Annotated in this window: 19 protein-coding genes; 8 read left to right on the top strand and 11 right to left on the bottom strand. The window is 59.5% G+C overall.

Going from position 1 to position 24,941, the window contains the following annotated elements:
* On the bottom strand, positions 1 to 866 hold an 866-nt coding region (locus K0F86_RS27550), incomplete at its 3' end, for an NAD(P)H-hydrate epimerase (RefSeq protein ID WP_257572189.1).
* A gap of 130 nt (positions 867 to 996) precedes the next feature.
* On the opposite strand from K0F86_RS27550, the gene K0F86_RS15305 reads away from it, so the two are divergent.
* A complete protein-coding gene (locus tag K0F86_RS15305) occupies positions 997 to 4,569 on the top strand; it encodes a hydantoinase B/oxoprolinase family protein (RefSeq protein ID WP_219135216.1) in 3,573 nt (1,190 codons plus the stop codon).
* Here K0F86_RS15305 and K0F86_RS15300 read toward each other — a convergent pair.
* Positions 4,551 to 5,498, bottom strand: coding sequence for an AraC family transcriptional regulator (locus tag K0F86_RS15300; protein WP_219135215.1), 948 nt, complete (start codon positions 5,496 to 5,498; stop codon positions 4,551 to 4,553). The genes K0F86_RS15305 and K0F86_RS15300 overlap by 19 nt on opposite strands.
* Positions 5,499 to 5,676: 178 nt before the next feature.
* Here K0F86_RS15300 and K0F86_RS15295 point away from each other — a divergent pair, with 178 nt between their 5' ends.
* Positions 5,677 to 6,723: an NAD(P)-dependent alcohol dehydrogenase gene (locus K0F86_RS15295; protein ID WP_219135214.1), complete on the top strand. Its 1,047-nt coding sequence runs from the start codon at positions 5,677 to 5,679 to the stop codon at positions 6,721 to 6,723.
* A 416-nt stretch (positions 6,724 to 7,139) separates the two neighbouring features.
* On the opposite strand, the gene K0F86_RS15290 is transcribed toward K0F86_RS15295, so the two are convergent.
* Complete coding sequence (locus K0F86_RS15290) at positions 7,140 to 8,765, bottom strand: response regulator (RefSeq protein WP_219135213.1); 1,626 nt, start codon at positions 8,763 to 8,765, stop codon at positions 7,140 to 7,142.
* A 351-nt stretch (positions 8,766 to 9,116) separates the two neighbouring features.
* Here K0F86_RS15290 and K0F86_RS15285 point away from each other — a divergent pair, with 351 nt between their 5' ends.
* Positions 9,117 to 10,184 carry a diguanylate cyclase gene (locus K0F86_RS15285; RefSeq protein ID WP_219135212.1) on the top strand — a complete coding sequence of 356 codons (1,068 nt, stop codon included), beginning with the start codon at positions 9,117 to 9,119 and terminating at the stop codon, positions 10,182 to 10,184.
* A 190-nt stretch (positions 10,185 to 10,374) separates the two neighbouring features.
* Positions 10,375 to 14,412, top strand: coding sequence for a phosphoribosylformylglycinamidine synthase (gene purL, locus K0F86_RS15280; RefSeq protein WP_219135211.1), 4,038 nt, complete (start codon positions 10,375 to 10,377; stop codon positions 14,410 to 14,412).
* Between the two features lie 149 nt (positions 14,413 to 14,561).
* On the opposite strand, the gene K0F86_RS15275 is transcribed toward purL, so the two are convergent.
* Both K0F86_RS15275 and K0F86_RS15270 read right to left on the bottom strand, forming a co-directional pair.
* Positions 14,562 to 15,821, bottom strand: coding sequence for a PIN-like domain-containing protein (locus tag K0F86_RS15275; protein WP_219135210.1), 1,260 nt, complete (start codon positions 15,819 to 15,821; stop codon positions 14,562 to 14,564).
* A gap of 87 nt (positions 15,822 to 15,908) precedes the next feature.
* A complete protein-coding gene (locus K0F86_RS15270) occupies positions 15,909 to 16,715 on the bottom strand; it encodes a lipid II flippase Amj family protein (protein WP_219135209.1) in 807 nt (268 codons plus the stop codon).
* Positions 16,716 to 16,746: 31 nt separating this feature from the next.
* Here K0F86_RS15270 and K0F86_RS15265 point away from each other — a divergent pair, with 31 nt between their 5' ends.
* From K0F86_RS15265 to K0F86_RS15250, 4 genes are all read left to right on the top strand, one after another.
* Positions 16,747 to 17,094, top strand: a complete 348-nt coding sequence (locus tag K0F86_RS15265) for a hypothetical protein (RefSeq protein WP_219135208.1) — start codon at positions 16,747 to 16,749, stop codon at positions 17,092 to 17,094.
* Between the two features lie 9 nt (positions 17,095 to 17,103).
* The gene (locus K0F86_RS15260) at positions 17,104 to 17,490 is read left to right on the top strand and encodes a putative quinol monooxygenase (RefSeq protein ID WP_219135207.1); all 387 of its coding nucleotides are present in this window, start codon (positions 17,104 to 17,106) and stop codon (positions 17,488 to 17,490) included.
* 55 nt (positions 17,491 to 17,545) lie between these two features.
* Positions 17,546 to 18,955, top strand: a complete 1,410-nt coding sequence (locus K0F86_RS15255) for a hypothetical protein (RefSeq protein ID WP_219135206.1) — start codon at positions 17,546 to 17,548, stop codon at positions 18,953 to 18,955.
* A gap of 106 nt (positions 18,956 to 19,061) precedes the next feature.
* Positions 19,062 to 19,517, top strand: a complete 456-nt coding sequence (locus tag K0F86_RS15250) for a tellurite resistance TerB family protein (RefSeq protein ID WP_219135205.1) — start codon at positions 19,062 to 19,064, stop codon at positions 19,515 to 19,517.
* Positions 19,518 to 19,547: 30 nt separating this feature from the next.
* On the opposite strand, the gene K0F86_RS15245 is transcribed toward K0F86_RS15250, so the two are convergent.
* From K0F86_RS15245 to K0F86_RS15220, 6 genes are all read right to left on the bottom strand, one after another.
* Positions 19,548 to 20,063 (bottom strand): hypothetical protein, encoded by a 516-nt coding sequence (locus K0F86_RS15245; protein WP_219135204.1) that lies wholly within the window; start codon positions 20,061 to 20,063, stop codon positions 19,548 to 19,550.
* A gap of 110 nt (positions 20,064 to 20,173) precedes the next feature.
* On the bottom strand, positions 20,174 to 20,806 hold the full coding sequence (locus K0F86_RS15240) for a DUF1353 domain-containing protein (RefSeq protein WP_219135203.1): 633 nt from the start codon (positions 20,804 to 20,806) through the stop codon (positions 20,174 to 20,176).
* Between the two features lie 25 nt (positions 20,807 to 20,831).
* Complete coding sequence (locus K0F86_RS15235; RefSeq protein WP_219135202.1) at positions 20,832 to 22,088, bottom strand: hypothetical protein; 1,257 nt, start codon at positions 22,086 to 22,088, stop codon at positions 20,832 to 20,834.
* Complete coding sequence (locus tag K0F86_RS15230; protein WP_219135190.1) at positions 22,072 to 22,737, bottom strand: hypothetical protein; 666 nt, start codon at positions 22,735 to 22,737, stop codon at positions 22,072 to 22,074. The genes K0F86_RS15235 and K0F86_RS15230 overlap by 17 nt, the downstream gene beginning before the upstream one ends.
* A gap of 262 nt (positions 22,738 to 22,999) precedes the next feature.
* Entirely contained in the window at positions 23,000 to 24,187 is a 1,188-nt protein-coding gene (locus K0F86_RS15225) for a helix-turn-helix transcriptional regulator (protein ID WP_219135188.1), read from the bottom strand.
* A gap of 24 nt (positions 24,188 to 24,211) precedes the next feature.
* On the bottom strand, positions 24,212 to 24,655 hold the full coding sequence (locus K0F86_RS15220) for a hypothetical protein (protein WP_219135186.1): 444 nt from the start codon (positions 24,653 to 24,655) through the stop codon (positions 24,212 to 24,214).
* Between the last annotated feature and the right edge of the window lie 286 nt (positions 24,656 to 24,941).

Here is a 24,941-nt window from a genome sequence, read left to right as displayed (position 1 = left end):
CCCGCGCCCGCGTGCAGGGCCGTGCGCGCCGCCAGGATGGGCGCGCCCGCCATGCCTTGCGCGCCGCCGATGATGGCCACGCTGCCGTAGCTGCCCTTGTGCGTGTTTTGCTGGCGCGGCTGCAGCTGGCGGGCGAACAGGTGCAGGCCGCCCAGCTGGGCGTTGGCGGGCGGCAGCAGGGCTGGGTCGATGGCCAGCGCCGCCACTTCCACCTCGCCCGCATAGTCGCGGCCATTCGCCGTGTGCAGGCCCGGTTTGTCGCCGATGAAGGTGAGCGTATGCGTGGCGCGGATGGCGACGCCGTCGATGGCGCCCGTGTCCGCGTGCAGGCCGCTGGGCACGTCGAGCGCCAGCACGGGGCATGCCAGATTGTTGACCAGTTGCGCCATGTCGCGGCATTCGCCGTCCAGGGGGCGCGACGCGCCGATGCCGAACAGGCCGTCGATGACCAGGTGCCATGGCGCCGCGCCCACCGCCGCCGACGCCATGGAGTTGGCAGCTTCCAGCAAGCGCGCGGCGCTGTTGCGCGCGCGGCTCAGCGCCTGTTCGCGCTCGGGCGATGTGGCAGGCGCCTCGGGCGCCAGCCATATCAGTACTTCGAGGCCGCTGCCGGCCAGGTGCGCGGCCGCTTCCAGCGCATCGCCGCCGTTGTCGCCAGGGCCGGCCAGCACCAGTACGCGCCGGTGGCCCGCGTCGCTGTCTTCCGTGGCGTGCAGCAGCTTCAGGGCGGCACTGGCGGCGGCCTGGCCCGCGCGCTGCATCAGCAACCCTTGCGGCAGGTCGCGCATGGCGCCTTGTTCGATGGCGCGCAGTTCGGCGATGGAATACAGGGGAAGGGCGGTGCTGGCAAAGTCGGTCGGGGTCATGGGGCGTTCCATTTATTGATATGCCTTCAACATACGGCCGATCCACGCGGAAGGCAAGGCGCGCACGCCTGAAACGCGCCCCTGTTTGGCGGCTACAATAGCCATCTCACATAAGTACGGGGGCAGGACGATGGACTGGCAATTCTGGATCGACCGGGGCGGCACTTTTACGGACATCGTGGCGCGCCGTCCTGACGGCAGCCTGGCCACACACAAGCTGCTGTCGGAGAACCCGGGCCAGTACCGCGACGCGGCGCTGGCCGGCATGCGCCAGCTGATGGGCCTTGCCTCCGATGCGCCGCTGCCCGTGGAACAGGTGGGCGCCATCAAGATGGGCACGACGGTGGCCACCAATGCGCTGCTCGAACGCAAGGGCGAACCGACCGTGCTGGCCATCACGCGCGGTTTTCGCGACGCCTTGCGCATCGCCTACCAGAACCGCCCGCAGCTGTTTGCGCGCCAGATCATCTTGCCGGAACTGCTGTACGGCGACGTGATCGACATCGATGAGCGCGTGGGCGCCCACGGCGAGGTGGTCACGCCGCTCGATGAAGTGGCCGCGCGCGCCGCGCTGGAACAGGCTTATGCGCGCGGCGTGCGCGCCATCGCCATCGTGCTGATGCATGGCTACCGCTACCACGCGCACGAGGCGCGGGTGGCGCAGCTGGCGCGCGAGGCCGGTTTTACGCAGGTGTCCGTGTCGCACGAGGTCAGCCCCATGATGAAACTGGTGGCGCGCGGCGACACCACGGTGGTCGACGCCTATCTGTCGCCGATTCTGCGCCGTTACGTCGACCAGCTGGCGATGGAGCTGCCCGGCGTGCACCTGCAATTCATGCAGTCGAACGGCGGCTTGACGGATGCGCGCGCCTTCCAGGGCAAGGACAGCATCCTGTCCGGCCCCGCGGGCGGCATCGTCGGCATGGTGCGCGCCAGCGCGCTGGCCGGTTTCGATAAAGTCATCGGCTTCGACATGGGCGGCACCTCGACCGACGTGTCGCATTACGCGGGCGAGTTCGAACGCGTGTTCGAGACGCAGATCGCCGGCGTGCGCATGCGCGCGCCCATGATGAGCATCCACACGGTGGCGGCGGGCGGCGGCTCCATCCTGCACTTCGACGGCGCCCGCTACAAGGTGGGGCCGGACAGCGCGGGCGCCAATCCCGGCCCCGCCAGCTACCGGCGCGGCGGCCCGCTGGCCGTCACCGACTGCAACGTCATGCTGGGCAAGCTGCAGCCGGCCTTCTTCCCCCGCGTCTTCGGCCCCGACGCGAATGAAGCGCTGGACGCGGCCACCGTGCGCGCCCAGTTCGAAGCGCTGGCCCGCACGGTAGATAGCACGCCGGAACAGGTGGCCGAAGGCTATATCGCCATCGCCGTGGGCAATATGGCCAACGCCATCAAGCAGATTTCCGTGCAGCGCGGCCACGACGTCACGGAATATACGCTTACCAGCTTTGGCGGCGCGGGTGGCCAGCATGCTTGCCTGGTGGCCGACGCGCTGGGCATGCGCACGGTCTTCATCCACGGCCTGGCGGGCGTGATGTCGGCCTACGGCATGGGCCTGGCCGACCGGAGCGCCATGCGCGAACAGGCCATCGAAGCGGCACTGGGCACGCAACTGGACGCCGATTTCGCGGCCCTGGGCGAACTGGCGCGCGGCGACTTGCTGCGCCAGGGCGTGGCGCTTGACCGCATCGCGCTGGTGTCGCGCGTGCATCTGCGCTACGAAGGCACGGATACGGCCATCGTCGTGCTGTCCGATACGGTAACGGGCATGCAAGCGCAGTTCGAAGCGGCGTACAAGAAGCGCTTTTCCTTTCTGATGCCGGCGCGCGCCTTGATCGTCGAAGCCATTTCCGTGGAAGCCATCGGCGCGTCCGATGCGCCGCCGGAGGTCATGCCGGCATATGCGCCCCGTGAAGGCGCTCTGGCGCCCGTGCAGACGGTGGCCATGTACTGCGCCGGAGCGTGGCGCGACAGCGGCCTGTATGGGGCGGACAGCCTGCGTCCCGGCGATACTATCGATGGTCCGGCCATCGTCAGCGACGCCAACGCCACCACCGTCATCGAACCGGGCTGGCGCGCGGAAGTGACGGCGCACGGGCATTTGATCTTGCGCAGAGTCGTCGCCTTGCCCGAGCGGCGCGCCATCGGGACGGATGCCGACCCCGTGATGCTGGAAATTTTCAATAATCTGTTCATGTCGATCGCCGAGCAGATGGGCCTGCGCCTGCAGAATACGGCCCATTCCGTCAACATCAAGGAGCGGCTCGATTTCAGCTGCGCCATCTTCGACGCCCAAGGCCAGCTGATTGCCAATGCGCCGCACATGCCCGTGCACCTCGGTTCCATGGGCGAGAGCATCCGCACCGTCATGACGCGCAATGCGGGTGCCATGCGGTCCGGCGACGTCTTCATGCTGAACGACCCATACCACGGCGGCACGCACTTGCCCGACGTGACGGTGATTTCCCCCGTCTTCGATGAAGCGGGCGAGGCCATCCTGTTCTATGTCGGTTCGCGCGGCCACCATGCCGATATCGGCGGTACGACACCGGGCTCGATGCCGCCCGATTCCACGCGCATCGAGCAAGAGGGCGTGTTGATCGATAATTTCAAGCTGGTCGACGGCGCCACGGGCGCGATACGCGAAGCGGAAACCCTGGCTCTGCTGGCGGGTGCCAGCTGGCCGGCGCGTAACCCGCAGCAGAATTTGGCCGACCTGCGCGCCCAGGTGGCGGCCAACCAGAAGGGGGCCGAAGAACTGCACAACATGGTCGCGCATTTCGGCTTGCTTGTGGTGCAGGCCTACATGGGCCATGTGCAGGACAACGCCGAGGAAGCCGTGCGCAGGGTCATCACCACCTTGAAGGATGGCAGCTACGCGCTGGACCTGGACAACGGCGCGCAGATCAAGGTGGCGATCAGGGTCGACGTGGCTGCACGCAGCGCCGTCATCGACTTTACGGGCACGTCCGTCCAGCTGCCGAACAACTTCAATGCGCCATCGGCCGTCTGCATGGCGGCCGTGCTGTACGTGTTTCGCACCCTGGTCGACGACGACATACCGCTGAACGCGGGCTGCCTGAAGCCCTTGACCGTGATCATCCCGTCCGGCTCCATGCTCAATCCGCAGTATCCGGCCTCCGTCGTCTCGGGCAATGTGGAAACCTCGACCTGCATCACCAACGCCCTGTACGGCGCGCTGGGGGCGATGGCCGCCTCGCAGGGCACGATGAACAATTTCACGTTCGGCAGCGAAAAATATCAGTATTACGAGACGATATCGGGCGGCTCCGGCGCCGGTCCCGGCTTCGACGGCACGGACGTGGTGCAGACGAACATGACCAATTCGCGTCTGACGGACCCGGAAATTCTGGAGTGGCGCTTTCCCGTGCGCCTCGACAGCTACGGCATCCGCACCGGTTCCGGCGGCGCGGGGCGCTGGCATGGCGGCAATGGCGGCGTGCGCCGCGTGCGCTTTCTGGAACCCATGACGGCGGCGATTTTGTCGAACAACCGCATTATTCCCCCGTTCGGCATGGATGGCGGCGCGCCGGGCGCGCTGGGACGCAACTACGTCGAGCGGGTGGACGGCACGGTGGAGCACCTGGCGCACATCGGCAAGACCGGCATGCTGGCGGGTGACGTGTTCGTCATCGAGACGCCGGGCGGCGGCGGTTACGGCAAGCTGGAGTAAGCCGTGCCGGTGCCGCTCAGCTGCGCGCGCACCTGACCCACGTCGCGCATGGGCGCGCGGCCGAACTGGCGGCTGTATTCGCGGCTGAATTGCGATTCGCTGGCGTAGCCGACGCGGTAGCCGGCCGTGCCCGCGTCGATCTGCTCGACCAGCATCAAGCGCCGTGCTTCCTGCAGGCGCAGCAGCTTCTGGTACTGCATCGGCGTCATCGCCGTAATCGCCTTGAAGTGGTGGTGCAGCGACGACATGCTCATGTTCGCCATGCCGGCCAGGTGCTCGATGCGCAGCGGCTGCGCGTAATGGTGCTTGATCCAGTCGATGGCTTGCGCCACCTGGTGCGACTGGCTGCTGGCCAGCGCCATGTGGCGCAGGCGCGCGCCGACGGGGCCATTGAGCAGGCGATACGTCAGCTCGCGGCGGATCAAGGGCGCCAGCGCGGCGATTTCCCCCGGTTTGTCGAGCAGGCGCACGAGGCGCAGCATGGCGTCGAGCAGCTCGGGCGAGACGTCACTGACGGAAATGCCGCGCGTGGCGGGCAGGATTTTCTGCAGTGCGGTGCCACCCGCGCCAGCTGCGCTTTCGCTGTCGAGCAGCGCCGCCACGTCGGCGATGTCGATGCCCAGTACCACGCACAGGTGCGGCTGTTCTTCGCTCGCTTGCGCCACGCGCACCTGCACCGGCAGGTCGACGGACGTCAGCAGATATTGCATGCGGCTGTAATGGAAGGTTTCCGTGCCCAATGTGACGTCCTTCGCCCCCTGCGCGATGATGGCCACGCTGGGGCGCGCCGCATGGAACAGCGACTCGGTGACGGACGACTGGCGGTGAAACGTCAGGTTGCCGATGGCCGTCGCGTAGTCGCCATTGCGCGGCGCGTGGCGGCTGATCAGGGCGGCGATTTCATCTTGCGGGGGGATCTGTGTGGACATGGGGCGAGTAGGCGTCAGGCGAGGAGGGGCAAGGCTTGATCTTACGCAGATTTGGAGGATCGTGCAAAGGTCTTGCAGGATCGCGGTAACGGCGGGCGGGCTTCTCAGGCACACTTGTGCAATCGCATGCATGGCACGCGTCCCCCTTCGTCACACACATATAGATACAGGAGTTTTCATGACCACCATCGCCAAAGGCTACGCCGCACTGGGCCCGACTTCCGCACTGCAACCGTTCACGTTCGAGCGCCGCGCCCCGCGCGAAGACGACGTGGCCATCTCGATCAAATACTGTGGCGTGTGCCATTCCGATATCCACCAGGCGCGCGACGAATGGGGCGGCGCCGCCTTCCCCATGGTGCCGGGCCATGAAATCGCCGGCGTCGTCACGGCCGTTGGCGCCAATGTGAGCAAGTTCAAGGTGGGCGACCACGTGGGCGTGGGCTGCTTCGTCGACTCGTGCACCACCTGCAAGGCGCGCAACGTGGACCTGGAACAGTACATGCCAGGCCTGATCCAGACCTACAACGGCGTCGAAGCGGACGGCAAGACGGCCACGCAGGGCGGCTACTCGGACAGCATCGTCGTCAAGGAAGGCTATGTGCTGTCGATTCCCGACAACCTGCCGCTGGACGCCGCCGCGCCGCTGCTGTGCGCCGGCATCACCCTGTATTCGCCGCTGAACCACTGGAAAGCCGGCCCTGGCAAGCAAGTGGCCATCCTGGGCATGGGTGGCCTGGGCCACATGGGCGTCAAGATTGCCCACGCCATGGGCGCCGAAGTGACGGTGCTGAGCCAGACCCTGTCGAAGCGCGAAGACGGCCTGCGCCTGGGCGCCGACCACTACTACGCCACCAACGACGCGGAGACGTTTACAAAGCTGGCCGGCACGTTTGATTTGATCATCTGCACCGTGGGCGCCTCGATCGACTGGAACCAGTACATCAACCTGTTGAAAGTGGACGGCAACATGGTCATCGTCGGCATCCCGGACGGCGCCGTGCCGCCCGTGAACGCCTTCGGCCTGGTGGGCGCGCGCCGCAGCCTGTCCGGCTCCATGATCGGCTCGATCAAGGAAACCCAGGAAATGCTGGACTTCTGCGGCAAGCACAATATTGTGTCCGACATCGAGATCATTCGCATCCAGGATATCAATGAGGCGTTTGAGCGCGTGGTCAAGAGCGATGTGCGCTATCGCTTCGTGATCGACATGGCGTCTTTGTAACACCCGGCGCGCCTGTGTTTGTTGGATTACGCGCTTTGCGCTAATCCAACCTACGCATTACGCACGTTCATTTCCGGTAGATACTGTCCGATCTTGACATGGAGGATGGGTAACTGGTGCGAGATCTACGGAGCTGGCTCGGGGCCTAAGGGCGGATACGGCATCCAGTTACCCGGTCTTGATATGCCTACCAAGATTTTGACAGCGGTCGATGCCGTTCGCAATACCACGAACGGCATGAGGGGAATAATGCAAGGTCGGATTAGCGGCGGCACGCCGCGTAATCCGACACTACGGAGCCAACAATGGTGTCGGATTACGCTCCGCCTCGGCGGCCCCGCTAATCCGACCTACGTGATTGCCTTACGTGAATGATCGGAAATGGGCTGCGCGGCAGGTTTGCAGCATCCCTCAGGTCAGGTCGCAATACCGTATTTGTGCTGCGTCGCCTCATATTGCTGCTTCAGCGACTCCAGCTGCGGATGCCTGGGGTCGATCTTGCGGATCACCTGCATCTGGTGCTGCGCCTGTTCGGCCAGCGGGGCTTCCCAGCCCAGCATGTTGAGCTGGCGCAAGATGGCGTCGACGGAGGCGAACAGCACGGGCAGGTTGCCCGGCGTTTTGCGCAGGGCCTGGCGCAGCACGAAGACGGCGCCCTTGAGCTCGCCGCTTTCCGACTTGCTTGCCGCATCCTGCATCAATTCCTGCACCTGGTGCGTGATCTGCTGGCCCATGCCTTGCGCCAGATCATGGCGGCCCGCTTTTTCAAATACGTCGACTGCCGCTTCCATCGTCACGTCGCTGTCGGCTTCGTTGACGAGTTTCATCATGACGTCGGAGGCGGCCTGCTCCAGGTTGTTTTTCAGGCAGCTTTGCACCAGGCCTACCTTCAGCTGCGTCGACAGGCCGCGCGCCGTGTCCAGGGCGGCGGCGGCCAGCTGCAGTTCGGCGGCGGCGGCGATGTCGTTGCCGGAGAATTCATGCAGCATCGCGGCCGAGATGGCGCGGCAGGCTTCCACGTTGGCGCTGCCCCGCAGGGAGCGTTCCATGTCGCGCAGCACGCCGCTCGCTTGCGGCGCATCGCCCTTCTTGACCAGCGCCCTGACCAGGTTGACGTGGTCTTCCGGGTCGCGGAATTCCGAGTACTTGGCTTTGCTCACCACCTGTTTGTAGGCCCGTTCGGCCGCGCCGATATCGCCCGTGTCGTAGGCGATGCCGCCCAGGTGGCGCAGACGGCGCACCATGTGCGGCGAGATGGCCACCGCGTCTTCGAGGACTTTCTTCGCCTGTATCTGCTGGCCCATGGCTTCATGGTTTTGCGCCAGCAAGTCGTAGGCGGCCATGAAGCGGGGATAGGTTTCCACCAGTTCCAGCAGCGCCTCCTGCGCATCTTCATGGCGCTGCTGTTCGAACAGGGTGCGCGCCAGGCCCAGATGGGCCCAGGCCATGGGCCGCGTGGCCAGCATGTCGGCGTACAGCTGTTCCGCTTCCTTCCATTCATCGAGGGCGATGTGCAGTTCGGCGCGCAGGCGGGTGAAATCGGCCGCCAGGCGCGGGTGCTGCAGCTCCGCCGCGCGGCAGCTTTTCACGGCTTCGCGCAAGTCGCCCTTGTCGATCAGCTGATACGTGGGCAGGAAAATGGCGCGCCGGTCGATGGCGCGCGCGATGCGTCCGCTCAGCACATCGACGGTAAACGGTTTTAATATGTAGTCGGACGGGGTCAGTTCGGCCGCGCTGATCACCTTGCTGTGGATGGCTTCGGAGGTCAGCATGATGAAGATCGTCCACAGGCCGATCAGCTTGTGATGGCGCAAGTCTTCCAGCAATTGCTGGCCATCCTGGCCGTCCGTGCCACTACCAAGATCGTATTCGCACAGGATGATGTCGAACGGTTTCTTCATCAGCAAGCGGATGGCCGTGCCGGAATTGACGGCATATTCCACCTTGGTGATGGCCGCCTGGTTCAGCATATTGTGCAGATTGCCCCGCATGCTGGGATTCGGGTCGACGATCAGGACAGATAAGTCGCTAGTTTCTGGCATTGTTCAGCTCTCGTTCATCTGTTCGGTCATTGGCGGGAACTCTTCTTATAGGTATCTGCCTGGCAGTATTACTTTTTATCAGCATACTGCAAAGCCGGCCGACACTGCCAGCAAAATGCATGCAATCGGGCGTACCGTGTGAGGGCAGGGACGCCCGGCGCCGTCCGGCGTTGTATTTCATGACGCGGGGGCTCATCGCAGCAGTGCCGGTGCCTGTTTTTTCGTCCATTTATTAACTAGCATGATAGTATTTTAAAAATGCAACACTTGTTGCATGCCGCGCCATGTTGCGGCCAGACATGCGCAAGGCTTTAACGGGCGCTTTATCTCTTTCTGGTGTCGATACCCGTCATGCGCGTTCCTGATCTGTCTACCCTGCGGCGCGTTGCCGTTCCCCTCGCGTTTGGCGGCAACAGCGAACAGCAGCACACCTATTTTGCGGAATTGCACCGGGTCGGCCTGGTCACGCAATTGCTGGGCATCGTCGCCTACAGCATGACCTGGCTGATGATGCCCGACCCCTATCATCCGAACCTGCTGCACGCCGTGCTGGCGCTGCTGGGCATGCTGGTCAGCCTGGTGGCGCGCTACCGCTGCACCACCTTGCCCGTGCTGACCATTTCCGGCGCCTGCGCCGTGCTGGCCCTGACTTTCGGCCTGCGCACCATGGCCGACGCCGTTAATCACGCCAGCTTCTGGGTCTTGCCCGTGGGCGTCTTCATGACCCTGGCCATCGCCTCCATCTTCAATGGCGGCCTCAGCTACCTGGCCGTGGTGGCCGGCGTGTGGTGGAACGTGGGCCACGGCCTGTATCCCGTGAATGCGGGCTTGCCCGACCAGTCCTGGGTGGCGTTGATGATCGCCGTCAGCGTGCTGTTCGGCCTGGCGCTGAATGTCAGCTTCAGTTTATTGCGTTTGCGTAACTATCACGCCAAGGTGGAATTGACGCGGCTCGCTTTCCAGGACAGTCTGACGGGCTTGAACAACCGCCGCATGTTCACGCAGCGCGCGCTGCAGATGCATGGCGCGGCCCATGGCGGCATACTGCATTTCCTGATGATCGACATCGACGATTTCAAGATCATCAACGACCGGCACGGCCACGATGCGGGCGACGAGGTGCTGGTACGCACGGCCGCCATCATCGCCGACAAGACACAAGGCCATCTGTGCGGGCGCCTGGGCGGCGAGGAGTTCGGCATCGTGTATGCGGGCAGCCGCGAAGACACGGTCGCCTTTGCCGGCGCCCTGGTCGAGGCCGTCAGTCAGGCTTTCCATGCCACACAGTTCGTCTCGATCAGCGTGGGCGTGGCCGAGCTGGACCGGGGCAAGGCGCTGGACCACAGCTACCGGCTGGCCGACGAGGCGCTGTACCTGGCCAAGCGCCAGGGCAAGAACCGCTACGTGATCGCCGGATGATCGCCTGAGGGTGTTGCTGCCGTGTCAAAAACTGCCGCTTTGCGGGGCAAAAGCGGGGCAAAGCCCCAAGTTCCGGTCATAAGGCAGGGGCAAAACGGGTATAATGCGCGCAAAGGAAATTTGCCGTACGAAAGATATTGTCATACCTACCTTTAACCCGCAGCCACGCTGCATCAACCACCTTCCAATCATGTTGATACTGCCGGGTTCCAATGCCCTGTCCCATTTCCGTAGCCACCGTCTGTTAAGCCAACTGCAAGCCGTTTCGCCTGCGATTGTTGCCGTACAAGCACGCTATGTCCATTTCATCGATGCCAGCGCGCCTCTCACCGACGACGACAGCACGCGCCTTGGCGCCTTGCTGACGTACGGCGAGCCGGCCCAGGCTGACAATACGGAAGGCGCTGCCGAAGCATTCTTCGTCATCCCCCGTTTCGGCACGATTTCGCCGTGGGCCTCGAAAGCCACCGACATCGCGCACAACTGCGGCATGGCGCACATCAAGCGCGTCGAACGCGGCATCGCTTTCCGCATCAACCTGAAATCGGGCATCCTGGGCAGCGCCATTGGCGCCGGTAAATTGTCGGACGAGCAGGTACAGGCCGTGGCCGACCTGCTGCACGACCGCATGACGGAATCCGTGCTGCGCAGCGCAGACGACGCCAAGGACTTGTTCCGCACGCTGGAAGCGCGTCCGCTCGAATCGATCGACTTGCTGGGACAGGGCAAGCGCGCGCTGGAAACGGCGAACACGGAACTGGGCCTGGCGATGTCGGACGACGAAATCGACTACCTGGACGCCGCCTTCACCAAGGCCGGCCGCAACCCGACGGACGTGGAACTGATGATGTTCGCGCAGGCGAACAGCGAGCATTGCCGCCACAAGATCTTCAATGCCGACTGGACCATCGACGGCGTGGCGCAGCCCAAGTCGCTGTTCGGCATGATCAAGAACACGCACGAACTGCAGCCGAAGGGCACCGTCGTCGCCTACAGCGACAACTCGTCCATCATGGAAGGCGCGACGGTTTCCCGTTTCTACCCGCGCGGTGACAACCACGAATACGCGGCTTCCACGGAATTGACGCACACCTTGATGAAGGTGGAAACGCATAACCACCCGACGGCAATCTCCCCATTCCCTGGCGCCTCCACGGGCGCGGGCGGCGAGATCCGCGACGAAGGCGCGACGGGCCGCGGCGCCAAGCCAAAGGCCGGTTTGACCGGTTTTACGGTATCGAATCTGTCGCTGCCGGATGCCGTGCGCAGCTGGGAAACGGCTGCTTCCGTGACGGCGCCATTGGACAAGCGCGCTGACGCCGACCAGTATGGCAAGCCTGAGCGCATCGCTTCGCCGCTGCAAATCATGATCGAAGGCCCGCTGGGCGGCGCCGCGTTCTCGAACGAATTCGGCCGGCCAGTGTTGGGCGGCTACTTCCGCACGTATGAGCAGAACGTCGGCGTGGACAGCGATGTGGTGTTCGGCTACCACAAGCCGATTATGATCGCGGGCGGCATCGGCAATATCTCGGCGCAGCACACGCACAAGAACGACATCCCCGTCGGCAGCCTGCTGGTGCAACTGGGTGGCCCGGGCATGCGCATCGGCATGGGCGGCAGCGCCGCCTCGTCGATGACCACCGGCAGCAACACGGCCGACCTGGACTTCGACTCCGTCCAGCGCGGCAATCCGGAAATGGAACGCCGCGCCCAGGAAGTCATCAACGCCTGCTGGCAAATGGGTGCAGACAATCCGATCATCTCGATCCACGACGTGGGTGCGGGCGGCTTGTCGAACGCGTTCCCGGAAATCACCAACGACGCCAAGCGCGGCGCGATTTTCGACCTGCGCAAGATCCCGCTGGAAGAATCGGGCATGGCGCCGAAGGAAATCTGGAGCAATGAATCGCAGGAACGCTACGTTCTCGCCATCGCGCCGGAAAGCCTGCCCCTGTTCAAAGCCATGTGCGAACGCGAACGCTGTCTGTTCGCCGCCGTGGGCGTGGCCACCGAAGAGCGTCAACTCAAACTGATCGACCCGGAACTGGGCAACGAACCGGTCGACATGCCGATGGACGTCTTGCTGGGCAAGCCGCCGAAGATGCAGCGCGATGTGGTCCACGTGGCCAACGATTTCCCGGCCATCGATCTGACGGGCATGGACTTGAAGGATGTGGCGCAAAAAGTGCTGCTGCTGCCGACGGTGGCCGACAAATCCTTCCTCATCACCATCGGCGACCGCAGCGTGGGCGGCATGACCGTGCGCGACCAGATGGTGGGACCATGGCAAGTGCCGGTGGCCGATTGCGCCGTCACCACCATGAGCTTTGAAGGCTATCTGGGTGAAGCGATGGCCATGGGCGAACGCACGCCGCTGGCAGTCATCGACGCCGCCGCCTCGGGCCGCATGGCCGTGGGCGAAGCCGTCACCAACATCGCCGCCGCAGCGATTGCCGACATCTCCGACATCAAGCTGTCCGCCAACTGGATGGCCGCGTGCGGCCAGCCGGGCCAGGACGCAGCGCTGTACGACACGGTCAAAGCCGTCGGCATGGACCTGTGCCCGGCGCTGGGCATCAGCATCCCCGTCGGCAAGGATTCGCTGTCGATGCGCACGACGTGGAAAGACGACAGCACGGGCGCGGCGAAATCGGTCACGTCGCCCGTGTCGCTGATCGTCTCCTCGTTCGCGCCAGTGACGGACGTGCGCAAGTCGCTCACGCCGCAGCTGAAAACGGACAAGGGCGACACGTCATTGATCTTGATCGACCTGGGGCGCGGCAAAAACCGTTTGGGCGCATCCGCCCTGGCGCAAGTCATGGGCCAGTTGGGCAATGAAACGCCGGACGTGGACAGCGCGGAAGACCTGAAAGGCTTCTTCGCCGCCATCCAAAAGCTCAATAGCGACGACAAGCTGCTGGCCTACCATGACCGTTCGGACGGCGGCCTGTACGCCACCCTGACGGAAATGGCCTTCGCCGGCCATACGGGCATGTCCGTCAACCTGGACATGCTGACCATGGAAGGCGAGCATTCGAGCGACTGGGGCGACGCCAAGAACTGGACGGGCCAGGTAGCGGAACGCCGCAACGAACTGACCTTGCGCGCCTTGTTCAGCGAAGAGCTGGGCGCCGTGATCCAGGTGCGCGCGGAAGAAAAATCGCTCGTCATGGACGTGCTGCGCACCTTCAACCTGGGCGCCTGCAGCCATATCATCGGCAAACTCAACGACCGCGACGTCATCGAATTCACGCGCGACGCCAAGCTGATTTACACCCAGCCGCGCGCTGATCTGCACCGCCTGTGGAGCGAAACGAGCTGGCGCATCGCCCGCCTGCGCGACAATCCGGCTTGCGCCGACGCCGAATACGACCGCCTGCTGGACGTGCAAGATCCGGGCATGTCGCCGATCGTCACGTTTGACCAGAACGAAAACATCGCCGCGCCATTCATCGCCACCGGCGTGCGTCCGCGCGTCGCCATCCTGCGCGAGCAGGGCGTCAACTCGCACATCGAGACGGCGTACGTGATGCACCAGGCAGGTTTTACGGCTGTTGACGTGCACATGAGCGACCTGATTGCGGGCAGAGTCAAGCTGGACGACTTCCAGGGCGTCATCGCCGTGGGTGGTTTCTCGTACGGCGACGTGCTGGGCGCGGGCGAAGGTTGGGCGAAAACGATTCTGTTCAACGCCAGCCTGGCGGAACAGTTCGCGCGCTTCTTCAACCGCACGGACAGCTTTGGCCTCGGCATCTGCAACGGCTGCCAGATGATGAGCAATTTGAAATCGATCATCCCCGGCGCCCACGCCTGGCCGAAATTCACGCGCAACAAGTCGGAGAAATTCGAAGGCCGCTTTGCCATGGTCGAAGTGATGGATTCTCCATCGATCTTCTTCAACGGCATGGCCGGCACGCAAGCTGGTATCGCCATCGCCCACGGCGAAGGCTACGCCGACTTCTCGCAAACGGGCGACATCACCCAGGTCAGCAAAGCCATGCGCTTCGTCGACAACAAGGGCGCCGCTACCGAAGCGTACCCGTACAACCCGAACGGCTCGCCGGAAGGCATCACCTCCGTCACCACGCCAGACGGCCGCTTCACCGTGCTGATGCCGCACGCTGAACGCGTGTTCCGCAGCGTGCAACAGTCGTATCACCCTGAAGCATGGGGCGAAGATTCGCCATGGATGCGCATGTTCAGGAATGCACGGAAGTTTGTGGGGTAATTAGTTCGCTTGCAGGGTAGCGCTGGAGTTCAAGGCGCTGCTGCTGGAGTAGGAATGAGAAAGCCGCTGTCGGGAGATAGCGGCTTTTTTTAGTGGGAAATTTATTTATAGCTATATATTTTGATTGTGAAAATTAAAATTGGAAAAATTTATTCTTCTTCAAATTTTCCGTCGATCAATTCATCGATCGGCGACTCTTCATTTTCGTTTGATATATTAGTGGTTGCTAAATATGAAAAAGAATACATGCCCGGAGGCAATTTCGTGCCAAGTATAGTCGATCCAAGGTGTATGTTGAAATCATGTTTTGTTCCAGTGCCTGCGCCAATCCTACTTGCTGGGAGTTCTGGAGGATGAGACAGTAGACTCACTTGCAATTTTGGAACTTCACTTAGTTTTGGTTCAAAGTGTCCGCTTGCCGTAAAATTGGAAACGCTACGCATTAATTCAATGGTTAGGATGCCGCGATTTTTAATGGTTTCATTTTCGTCAATTTTCTGTGAGTGAAATTGGACCGCTGTTAAATGTTCATCTCTTGATTTGTTCATTAGCCGAATTTCTTCCAGTGCAATTTCATTTATTGGTTTGTGCGCGCGTTCTAGTGATGTCTTTAAGAAATTCTCTGTTTGATATATCAATACACGTTGCCCTGATATTTCCATTGACTCTATTAGGAGTTCTGGTCTTGGACCAGTTGTTTTTCCTGATATCCGCTCCCACCAATCATCACTAGTCTCGGATGTGACGAGAATGATAGGAAGTTCTTGATTCTTCGCATGTTCAAGAATTTGCTTCCATAAGTAAAAATCGCCATATGGACGGTCACCATCTTTTTCTTTATCTAAATAACCGGGAGGAATGGTATTTATTTTTCTGAATTCAGCTTCTTTCTTAATATTATCCATTTCTTCTTCTTTGAAATCATTGCCAATGGAGTTGTTAAATACGTCGGCAATTTGTTCCAATAAAGAGTCTGACTGAAGAAATTTAGGATATATCTCTTTTGCTTCAGCTATTTTTTTCTTGGCTAAATCAATTGCTGTTTTTGTTGCGATTTGAAGGTCTCCAGCAATTTCAGTAGGTATAATTCTATTGCCTTTTAGATTTGAAATTGTACTATTTAATATTTTCTCAAGACTTTCCGTTTCCTCATGCGCCTGCTTGAATGTTTTTTCGGCTGAAATAATAACTTTTGTTCTATTTCTTAAAAATTCAATGGAGGCCTGGTGAGAAAGCCATTTTTCACCTTTGAAATCCATAATGCTTTGAAGAAGGCTGTCTCTTGTACTTTTATGATATCGATATAGATCAAGTAACACATTTGTGTCAACTGTAAGTATGCCATTTTCCCATATTTTCGTCATTTCTTCTGTGCTAGGCTTGAAGTACCACTTGAATTTATTTTTCATTTTTCTCTTTCAGTTAGTTTTGTTGAAATATTTACGAATAAATCTATAAAATTGATTGATGAAAAGATTTTGTGAAGAATTGAATATTCACAACCCTTTCGCCACCCCCACAATCACCACCGCCGACGGCACCAGCAAAAACTGCGCAATCAGCGTTCCCGCCAATCGGCTCCCCACCAGCCACACCACCGCGCGTCGGAATTGCGATTCTTCGATCTTTCCTTCGATGACGTCATCCGTCATGCCCGACATGTGCGGGTCGATGAAGATGGCCATCATGATGGTGGCGCCGCCGTTGATGATCGATGAAAGCGTGCTGGAGGTGACGCGCACGCTGGGGTCCAGCACGCCCGCGTATAACGCCGCGAAGACGCCCACCGTCCACAGTGCCGTGGCGATGACGTTCATGGCTGTCATGGAAATAGATACGCCTGATTTTTCGCGCAGGCCCGTGACGTTGGCGGGCTTGGGCAGGCTGGCGGAGGTCTTCAGGTAGGACAAGCCGCCCTTGAAGACGGCGTGCAGCAGCAGTTTCGGCACCGACCTGTACACCTGGAAGTGTTCGACGGCGCGGCAGAAGGCGCGCTGGAAGGTGGGGATCAGGATTGCGCCGAGTATGGTCGCCAGGCTGGCGGAGAATAGCAGCCAACGGAAGTCTATCAATAGCGTGCTGGCGGCGACATGCTGGTCTATGCCCGTTTCCACCCGCTTGGCCAGGAACGGTCCCAGGAAGGAATTCGACGTGCGCGACAGCAGCATCAGAATGCTGAACAGGGCCAGCGATACGGCGATGCGCCGGGTGCGGATGCCGGCGATGCGCACGGAGTAGGCGAGGGTGCCGATGATGTGGATGATGAACGTCAGTGCGCAAATCAACAGCAATTGCTTATCCATTACAACCTTGCAGTAAAGAAAATGTCATTCCATGCTGCCATGGAGTTACTTATTTTTCAACTGCAAATTAGATAAGCATGACGGTTCTCGGCTTTTTCAGTCCATGGTTGTGCATGGACACGCAGCGGCGTCTGTCGCGCTCTTCAGTGAGCGCTGGATTCCCTGGCTGAATGGAGGAAATAATGTAAAAAATAAATATTTTGAATTTGTGAATATTGGTGAATATTTAGCAATATCAAACGGTGCAGAATCAGGCATCGCATCTTTTGTAAATTCAACAATTCTTCATAGGCATCGTCTGATCCCGCCCGCAAGGCGAGGACGGCGGCACTGCAGCAGCAAGATTCTTAACCGACTTTCGCAAGCAGCGCTTGCATGAGGAGAATTGATGATGACGCCATATCCCGATGATGCCCTGCATCTGACTTCCGAGTGGTTCATTTTGCCCGGCTGCGAGGCGCAGGTGGAGCAGGCGCTGGCCGTGCTGGTGCAAGCCGTGCTGTCGCAGGAACCCGATACGCTGGCTTATCTCGTGCACCGCCCGCGCGCGGCGCCTTCCCGCCTGCAGTCGCTGCCGCCGGGCAGTCCCCAATCCCTGCTGTTTTTTGAAATCTATCGCAACGACGCCGCGTTCTTGCGGCATGTGAACGGGCCCGTATTCCAGGCATTCGTCACCGAGCACGGCCACTTGTTTATTGGCTCCGAGGGGCGGCCCTTTACCACGGTGGCCTTTCTCTCGCAGGTCAACGGTTTTGTGCGCAGCGCGCCTGTCTAGGGCGCATGGCGGCCCGGCTATCGATTTTGTCGTCGTCCCTCAACTGGAGAAAGTCATGCAAAAAATTGCAATGTTGATATTATGCGCTGGCATGTGTGCCAATGCCGCCGCGCAAGCCATCGATCCCTTCGCCAATTCGCAGCTGCCGCCGCCCGCCGGCTATAGCGGCCCCGTGTTTGCCTTGAGCCATGCCTACCCGGCTGGCCAGGCCGTCCCGGCGATGCCATGGCGCGCGGCCATCAGCAATGGCCAGATCACGACGGCGAATGCCGGTGCCTATGCCGAGGCGTTGAAGGCATCGATCGGGGCGGACATGCGCGTCATGTTGCTCGACTACAAGAACTGGAACGCCGGCGAGCGCGGCTGGTACAACGAGCCGTGGATGGGCGCGACCTCGGTGGCGAAAAAACGCGCGACCATGCGTGAGCCCCTGCGCGGAATGTATGTGGGGACGGCCGAGCTCGATGCCGACCTGTTCAAGGCCAGCGGCCTGAAACGGCCGATCACCACCTATGTGCTGACGTATTATGACAAGACGGCCGCCGTGACGCTCAACAAGGTGTGGGGGGCGACGGCGCAGGAGCCCAACCTGACGGCGCAATCGACGCAGTTTGCCGAAGGCTCGGTGATCATCAAGGCCGCGTTCATCACGGCGGGGCCGACGCTCTGGCCGGTCATGCAGGGCACCGTGTCCTGGCCCGTGTATGTGAGCGTCAATGCCACGCTCCCCAAGCCACCCACGGCGCCGGCGTTGACCAATACGTATCTGATGCAGTTCGACATCATCGTCAAGGACAGCGTGTCCGCGCCGAAGACGGGCTGGGTGTTTACCACGCTGGTCTACGATGCGCGCGCGGCAATAAGCGGCGACATCTGGGACAAGATGGTGGTACTGGGCGCTCAATGGGGCAACGATCCGCAGGCCAGCGACCCCGCCATACTCAAGCCGGTGCTGCAGGAAAACTGGATGAACCCGAAGGCGCCCGCCTACGGCAGCGCCACCCTGGGCTGGGGCGGACGCCTTTCCGGCCCCAACGATGGCGCGATGAATAATATCGCCTATCCGGAAGGGAAGAAACCCACCCTCAAATACGCGCGCAACGGGCAAAGCTCGTCCTGCATGAGTTGCCACAGTTCCGCGCAATGGAACGTGGCCAGCCATTCCATGCCATCGTTCCTGTTGCCGATACTCAACTCCGGCTCCATCCAGCGGCCCGCACCGCAGAACGGCGCCGATTTCACGCTCTCGCCGGCGCCCGGTTCGGCGTTATGGATGAAATGGTTTCAAAACCGCAAAGGCGACGTGCCGATGGATGCCGGCAGCATCGCGGGCGACTTCGATATGGTGCTGACCTTTAAATCGTTGCCGAACTGGTACTCGTCGACCCAGACCCCGGGCGTGGCGCACACGCTGATGAATTTCGACCTGCGGGGCAAGCGCCTGCCCGGCAAGGAGGCCGAGTAACACCGGTGCCAGGGCAGGTCCATGCTTGCATTTAAGGCATGTGCCCTCATTTGGGTGGGAGTGGCAGCGCAGCGCTGCCGCACCTACACCAACCCGGAGGTACACCATGAGTTTCGATTCCTTTCTGTCCAAACTGAAGACCAAAGCCAGCGAACTGAAAACGGAAGCCCTGAAGTACAAGAACAAGGATTTCCTCAACGCCGCGATGGCAGGCTCGGCCCTGATCGCCATGGCCGACGGCGGTGTCAGCGCGGAAGAGAAGCAGAAGATGGTGAAATTTATTGAAAGCAATGATGCGCTGTCGGTGTTTACCACCACGGACGTGATCAAGGCTTTCCAGGAGTATGTCGGGCAGCTGGAATTCGACAAGGATATCGGCGAAGCCAAGGCGTATCAGGCACTGGGCAAGATGAAGTCGAATGTGGAGGCGTCGCGCCTGCTGGTGCGCATGATCATCGCGGTCGCTTCGTCGGACGGTAATTTCGACGCCAACGAGCAGCGCGTGGGCAGCAAGATCGCGCGCGAGCTGGGCTTGACTCCTGCGGAGTTCGAGTTGCAGTAAAGCCGGGCCAGCCGGCCCCGGCTGGCTAGATTAACTCTTGTCCCACCACGGCGGCGTGCCCGACGACCAGGGGCACGCCATGTCCACTTCGCGAATCCTGTAGCGGATCTCGATCACCTGGCCGGGGCTGAAGGGACCGCGTTTCCAGTCGCCGGAATCAAAGACGTAGCCTTTGCCCTTGATGCAAAGACTGGTCGGATTGTTGCCGATGGGACCGGTCGAGTGCAGGGTGACGCGCACTTCGCCGTTGGCGTCCAGCGGGGCGTCGCCGCCCGTGAACAGTGCATCCGAGCCGATGTCGCAGACAGTGGTGCTGCCTATCTTGCTGCAGTGCTTGATATACGTTTGCTGGCGCGCATTGGCCAGGTAATCGTCATGCCGCATCGGCTTGCCGTCGTCATAGGTAAAGCGCAGGACGACTGGCGTGGGTTCGCTGGCAGGATGGCGCGTGGTGCTGGTGCAGGCGGCGCTGACCAGGGCCAGCAAGGGCCACGCCAGCAGGCGCAGGCCACGCAGTAGTGCTGCTCTCGGTTTACTGTCTGACATATGCATTGTGCTCATCTATTTTATCTACTTACTACATTCCAACAAATGTGGCGACGATGATACCATCGCCACGCCTGCGCACGTTACGCTGGCCGGTCTGGTCCGCTGGACTAGAACGCCATTGGGTTGTTTTTCCATTTTGCCCAGGTCATCGTTGGATCGGAAGGAAAGTTTTTCAGAATCCGTCGTTCGCCCTTTTTTTTCAGCGCGGCATTGCTGTTCCAGGCCTTGCCGCCACCGAGCCTTACCCCGGCGTGGATGGCGGCGATGCTCAATTTGTCTATCTGGAAGTCTTGCATGGCAAATTTGAAAATCATATCTGCTTGTTCTCGTGAAACAGGTTGCTCCCAGTAAAGATAGTCATGCACGATCGCCGGATAGGTATACAGGCCATCCGGTGGGAGCAAGGACCAGAAAGCGCGCGGAATGCTGGCAAAATCGGTGACAAATCCGATGGGTGCGTTGACGCTTGGGTATTGCTTTTGGCCTGGATTGGGGGTCCAGCCTATGTCCTTCATCAAGAAATAGGTGGGGTCAGCAAAGCGGCCTAGGTGCATACTATTCGTCGCGGCCTGCGGCGATTTCAAGGCCTTGGCTATCCATTTGTCCATGGCGGTACGGTCGCTATATGTATCGGCCGGTAAACTCATTGATGCATGAACATTTACCGTTGTCTGGAATGCATAAGCACCTGCCATTTTCAGCATGGTACGTCTGGAGATATACATAATTTCACCTTTCAAATGTCTGCTTGATGGAATTTCCGACCTAGTGGCTCTGCAGGACCAAGAATATTTTTTTCTTGATGACTTCATTTAACCTTGCCAAGTAGTCCTGAACATCGCTTCGCAAAGAGTCCGAACAGTTGTCTATGCCGGTGAAGGTCAGCATCACACTGCCAAAGTCCGATGCCACGTCTTTCATCGGAAGAACAAGGAAAGAGTACACCGCTACGGCACCCGAATTTTTTTCGGTGCAAGCGGGTTGATGCGTATTGAATACCATCAGGATATTTTCGCCTACCTGTATTTGGTTTCTTTTATCTACGCCAAAAGCCATTTTTTTATCTGCCTCTTCAATTATCTTCTTGCGCGTCAATCCAATTTTTGTGAAATCCTCATCTCTGATAAGAGTAAATTTCTCATTTATGAGAGAACTGGATATATTCTTCTGAATGTCATCAAGTATGGCTATTTTTTTCGTTATCGGAATGTCTGTTTCTGATTGTTTTTCGAGATCATAGTCGATTGATTGGATAAGGAGTCGCAGATGTTTTTTTCGTAATTCCGAATTAATTTCTTTATCGTAGTCATCATGTTTTTTTATTTCAATTGTCCATTTCCCTATCTTCTTTTCATTGACTGCAGATTGCTTCTGAGTAGGTGAAATATTGAAGCTAATATATTCAATGGCATCTGGAATATCGGATGTAATGGAAGCATCCGTCCTTGCATAGCCGTGTTGAATAATGCTATCCGTTTTACGGCCATCTCCGATGAATGTGGTAAATCCGAATTCAAATTTTGCGATAAAAGTTAATACTTTCGGAAAGGCGACATATGGGGTAACGGAACTATTGCCATTTGAAACCTTGCATTGCGAGGCTGCGGCAAGATAATCCTGTACCATTGTCGCCCCCTTCCTCTCGTAGTCTTGTTTGTAGGCAGTGATATCCTTGAGTCTGGCACGCCGAAAGCATGTCATTGCACCATTGGCAGGTGTGCTATATCTGAAGCAGGCGAAGTCGCTGAGCAAATCGACGGAGGTACTTTTCAGTAGGCACAATTTTGACTGTTTGCCACCTGCGCGTTGCATCAGCGTATATTCCAGATTACGTTGTGGTAACTTGCACTCATCTGCCGCAGGCAACGCTCCCTTTTTTAATTCATTTACAACGCTTGCGATATCCTTGCACTCGCTTAGTACACCCAAATTTATTTCCGCATAGGCTAGTGTGTACACGGATGCTGTTGCAAGTAGTGCGAGGCCGCGCAGTACTGTCAGAGGTCTAGAAAAATTTCGCATATATATTCCTTTGGAAATCAAGTTCGATTTCTGACATGTTTATTTCTTCTTTTTTTTCAAATACGCCAAGTCGGAATGCAGAAATACGTTCGTCTGGTCTGCCATGTGCCAATTCCGAAGATTCGAAATAAAGTCCGGTGAGTAATATGTTTTGTTCGAATTTTTTGAGGTCCATATTTTTGAATAGTCGTGAAAACATGACGCCAGTCATATAATCTGCGGCTAGCTCAATGCGTTTTGATCGGTATTTTTTTGAAAGCGCAAGCGAACCTCCTGCGTTTTTCATTTGCAGAACATGTGATAGCTCGTGCAAGGTCGGAGCAAGAAATTTTTCCTTATCTATTTTGTATGAAATAATATATTTTTTATCACTGCGATCATCTGGCATCGCAAAGAATCGTCCAATTTCACATCCTCGAAAACTTAACTCGCTCATGTTGATATTTAATAGTGAAATGGCTATTTTTATATTTTCGTTGTTGGCCAGATCAATGGGGTCCGCGGCGGGACACGGAGTTTGACGGCTGGGAGTGCCAGATACCGTCACTGCGTAAAGACAATTGGATTGATTGCCGTCTGGCCAAGAGTTCGCCGACATGGATGTGGCTGATAAGGTGGCTATAGCGATAAATTTTACTTTATTTAACATGATTTATTTCTTGCAATGTCCGTATTGCTAAGTGGCTTTACATAATTTTTTCAGAATGGAATTTCATGTTAGTAAATATGAATAGTGACGGCATTTATGTTTGTTGTTTTCATGATATGGATCAATCCGGTATTGTTCTCTAATAAGAACAAATGTCGTGAAAATTTTCGTTCCATTTGTTAATGCGAGTTAGATCAGACGCTGATGGTGAAACACGATGTGTTCTTCCAGCAGTAAGCGTTGCCTCTGACTGGCCAATAACTCACATGTTTCTCTTTATGCTGTGAGTGCTAAATGATGCCGTTGATGTGCCCGCATTGTTTCCCGCATCCTGGTGGATCTTGGCGATCAGTTGGCCCTGTCGCGCCGTGCCGGTCTTGTCGTAGATGTGGTGCAGATGCGTCCTGACGGTGTTGATGGAGACGCCCGTATCGGCGGCGATGCGGTCGATGGCGGCGCCTTGCGCCAGCGCCTGGGCCACCAGCGCTTCGGCTTGCGTCAGGTCAAACAGCTGTTGCAGCGCAGGGACGGCGATGGCCGGCGCCTGCGGGTCGCGCGCCAGCACCAGGGCGCATGGGCGCTGGGTGGACTGGCCTTGTGGCGGCTGGAAGGGCGCCACCGTCAGGCACAGGTCGGGTGCGCCCGGGCGCGGCAGGCGCACGGCGCTGGCGATGGGCGCGGCGACCCGCTTGCCCTGGCCGGTGCCGATGGCTTGCCGCACGGCTTGCGCCAGTTGCGGCAACGCGCACCAGCGGGGGCTGCCGCCAGCCGGGCAATGCAGGCTGCGTTCCAGGCCGGGACCGAACAGGGCCAGTGCGCTGGCGTTGGCGTAGAGCACGTCGAGCCGGCTATCTACCAGCAGCACGGCCGTGTCGAGCGCATCGAGCGCCGCGCGCGTGGTGCGCTCCTGCATGCCGCTCTGCGCCAGGCGGGAGCGGATGCGCAGGGCGCGCTGCAGGTGCGGCAGCAGCACTTGCAGTTGCGCCTGCACCAGTGGGCTGTCCGCAAACGGCCCCTGCGTGCGCTGGCGATGCACACCCAGCTGGGCAGATTCCCCGGGCGCCATGGGCAAGATCGCGCAGATGACGTGGTAAAGGTCGTGCGGGCGGCAAAAGTCGGCATAGAATTCCGTGCGCTCGAAATCGCGCGGACGAATGTGCTTCGCGCTGTCGTGTACCTGGCCCACGCCCAGGCGGTATGCCAGTTTCGCCCAGATATCGTGCTGCCAGTAATACGCTTCATACGCGCTGGTAGCCTCCTTGCCGAAGTGGCCTGCAGGATTGAGCAGCTGCGCGCCGCTGTCGCTTTCCAGGATCAGGATGGTTTCACTGGCGCCGCCGCACGCATCGGCCAGGTCGCGGCACAGCTGCGGCCACAGCGCATCATCGAGCGCCGCGTCATACAGGCGGGCGATCAATGCCTGCTGCTGCGCTGTCATCGGCATGTCCATGGCGTCCGCCAGTTCGTGCCACGGTCAGCGGCCTGGAAAGCCCAGCGTGGCCAGATGCTCGCCCTGCGCGCTGCCATCGGCCAACTGGCGTGCCGGCACCACCATCACCAGCTCGCCGCCGACGCTGCCATCGTCGTGATGGTCGATGCGCACTTTCAGCAGGCGGTCCAGCGCGACGAAGGCATTGCGGCCCGTGGCGACGATGCGGTGTTCGGGCTGGTTGCCGATGCGTGCATACATGATGCTGCCGGCGCGGCGCAGCTGCAGGGTGTCGCCATTCGACAGGTCGTAGGCGCCCACAAATTGCTGGAAGTCTTCGCGCAGCATGTGGCGGGGCTGCGCCGGCACGTCGATGCGCAGCGAGTGGCCCGGCACGTCCACGGTCTTATCTTGGGGCAGGGTTTGCGCGCTCGCCGCCAGGCAGGTGACGGACAGGCCCAGCAATGTGCTCAGGATGATGGTTTTCATGATGTCGACCCTCGATGGTTGAGTGCCCCTGGCGCGTGGCCCGGGCGGGCGGGCGTGAGGCTGGAGCCAGTCTAGGCAAGGGTGCTGCGCGGCGCATCATTCATCCGAATGAGATGGGGATTGATATTTTGCGGGGTGCGGCGAAGTAGGTCGTAATAAATTATTGTGATTTCTGACTTCCATAACCGGCGCTCTGCGGTGTTGCCCGCTGCTAGCAGTGCTCGCACTGCGTCGCAGCGGGCGCCTTGCAGAGCCTCCGGTTCTGTTCGTCATAACTTCACAATAA

Origin of the sequence: Janthinobacterium sp. UMAB-60 (genome assembly GCF_900095235.1) — a bacterium.
Lineage (GTDB): Bacteria > Pseudomonadota > Gammaproteobacteria > Burkholderiales > Burkholderiaceae_D > Janthinobacterium.
The sequence above is the reverse complement of the archived record's forward strand: the minus strand, read 5'-3'. Positions and strand labels throughout refer to the sequence as shown.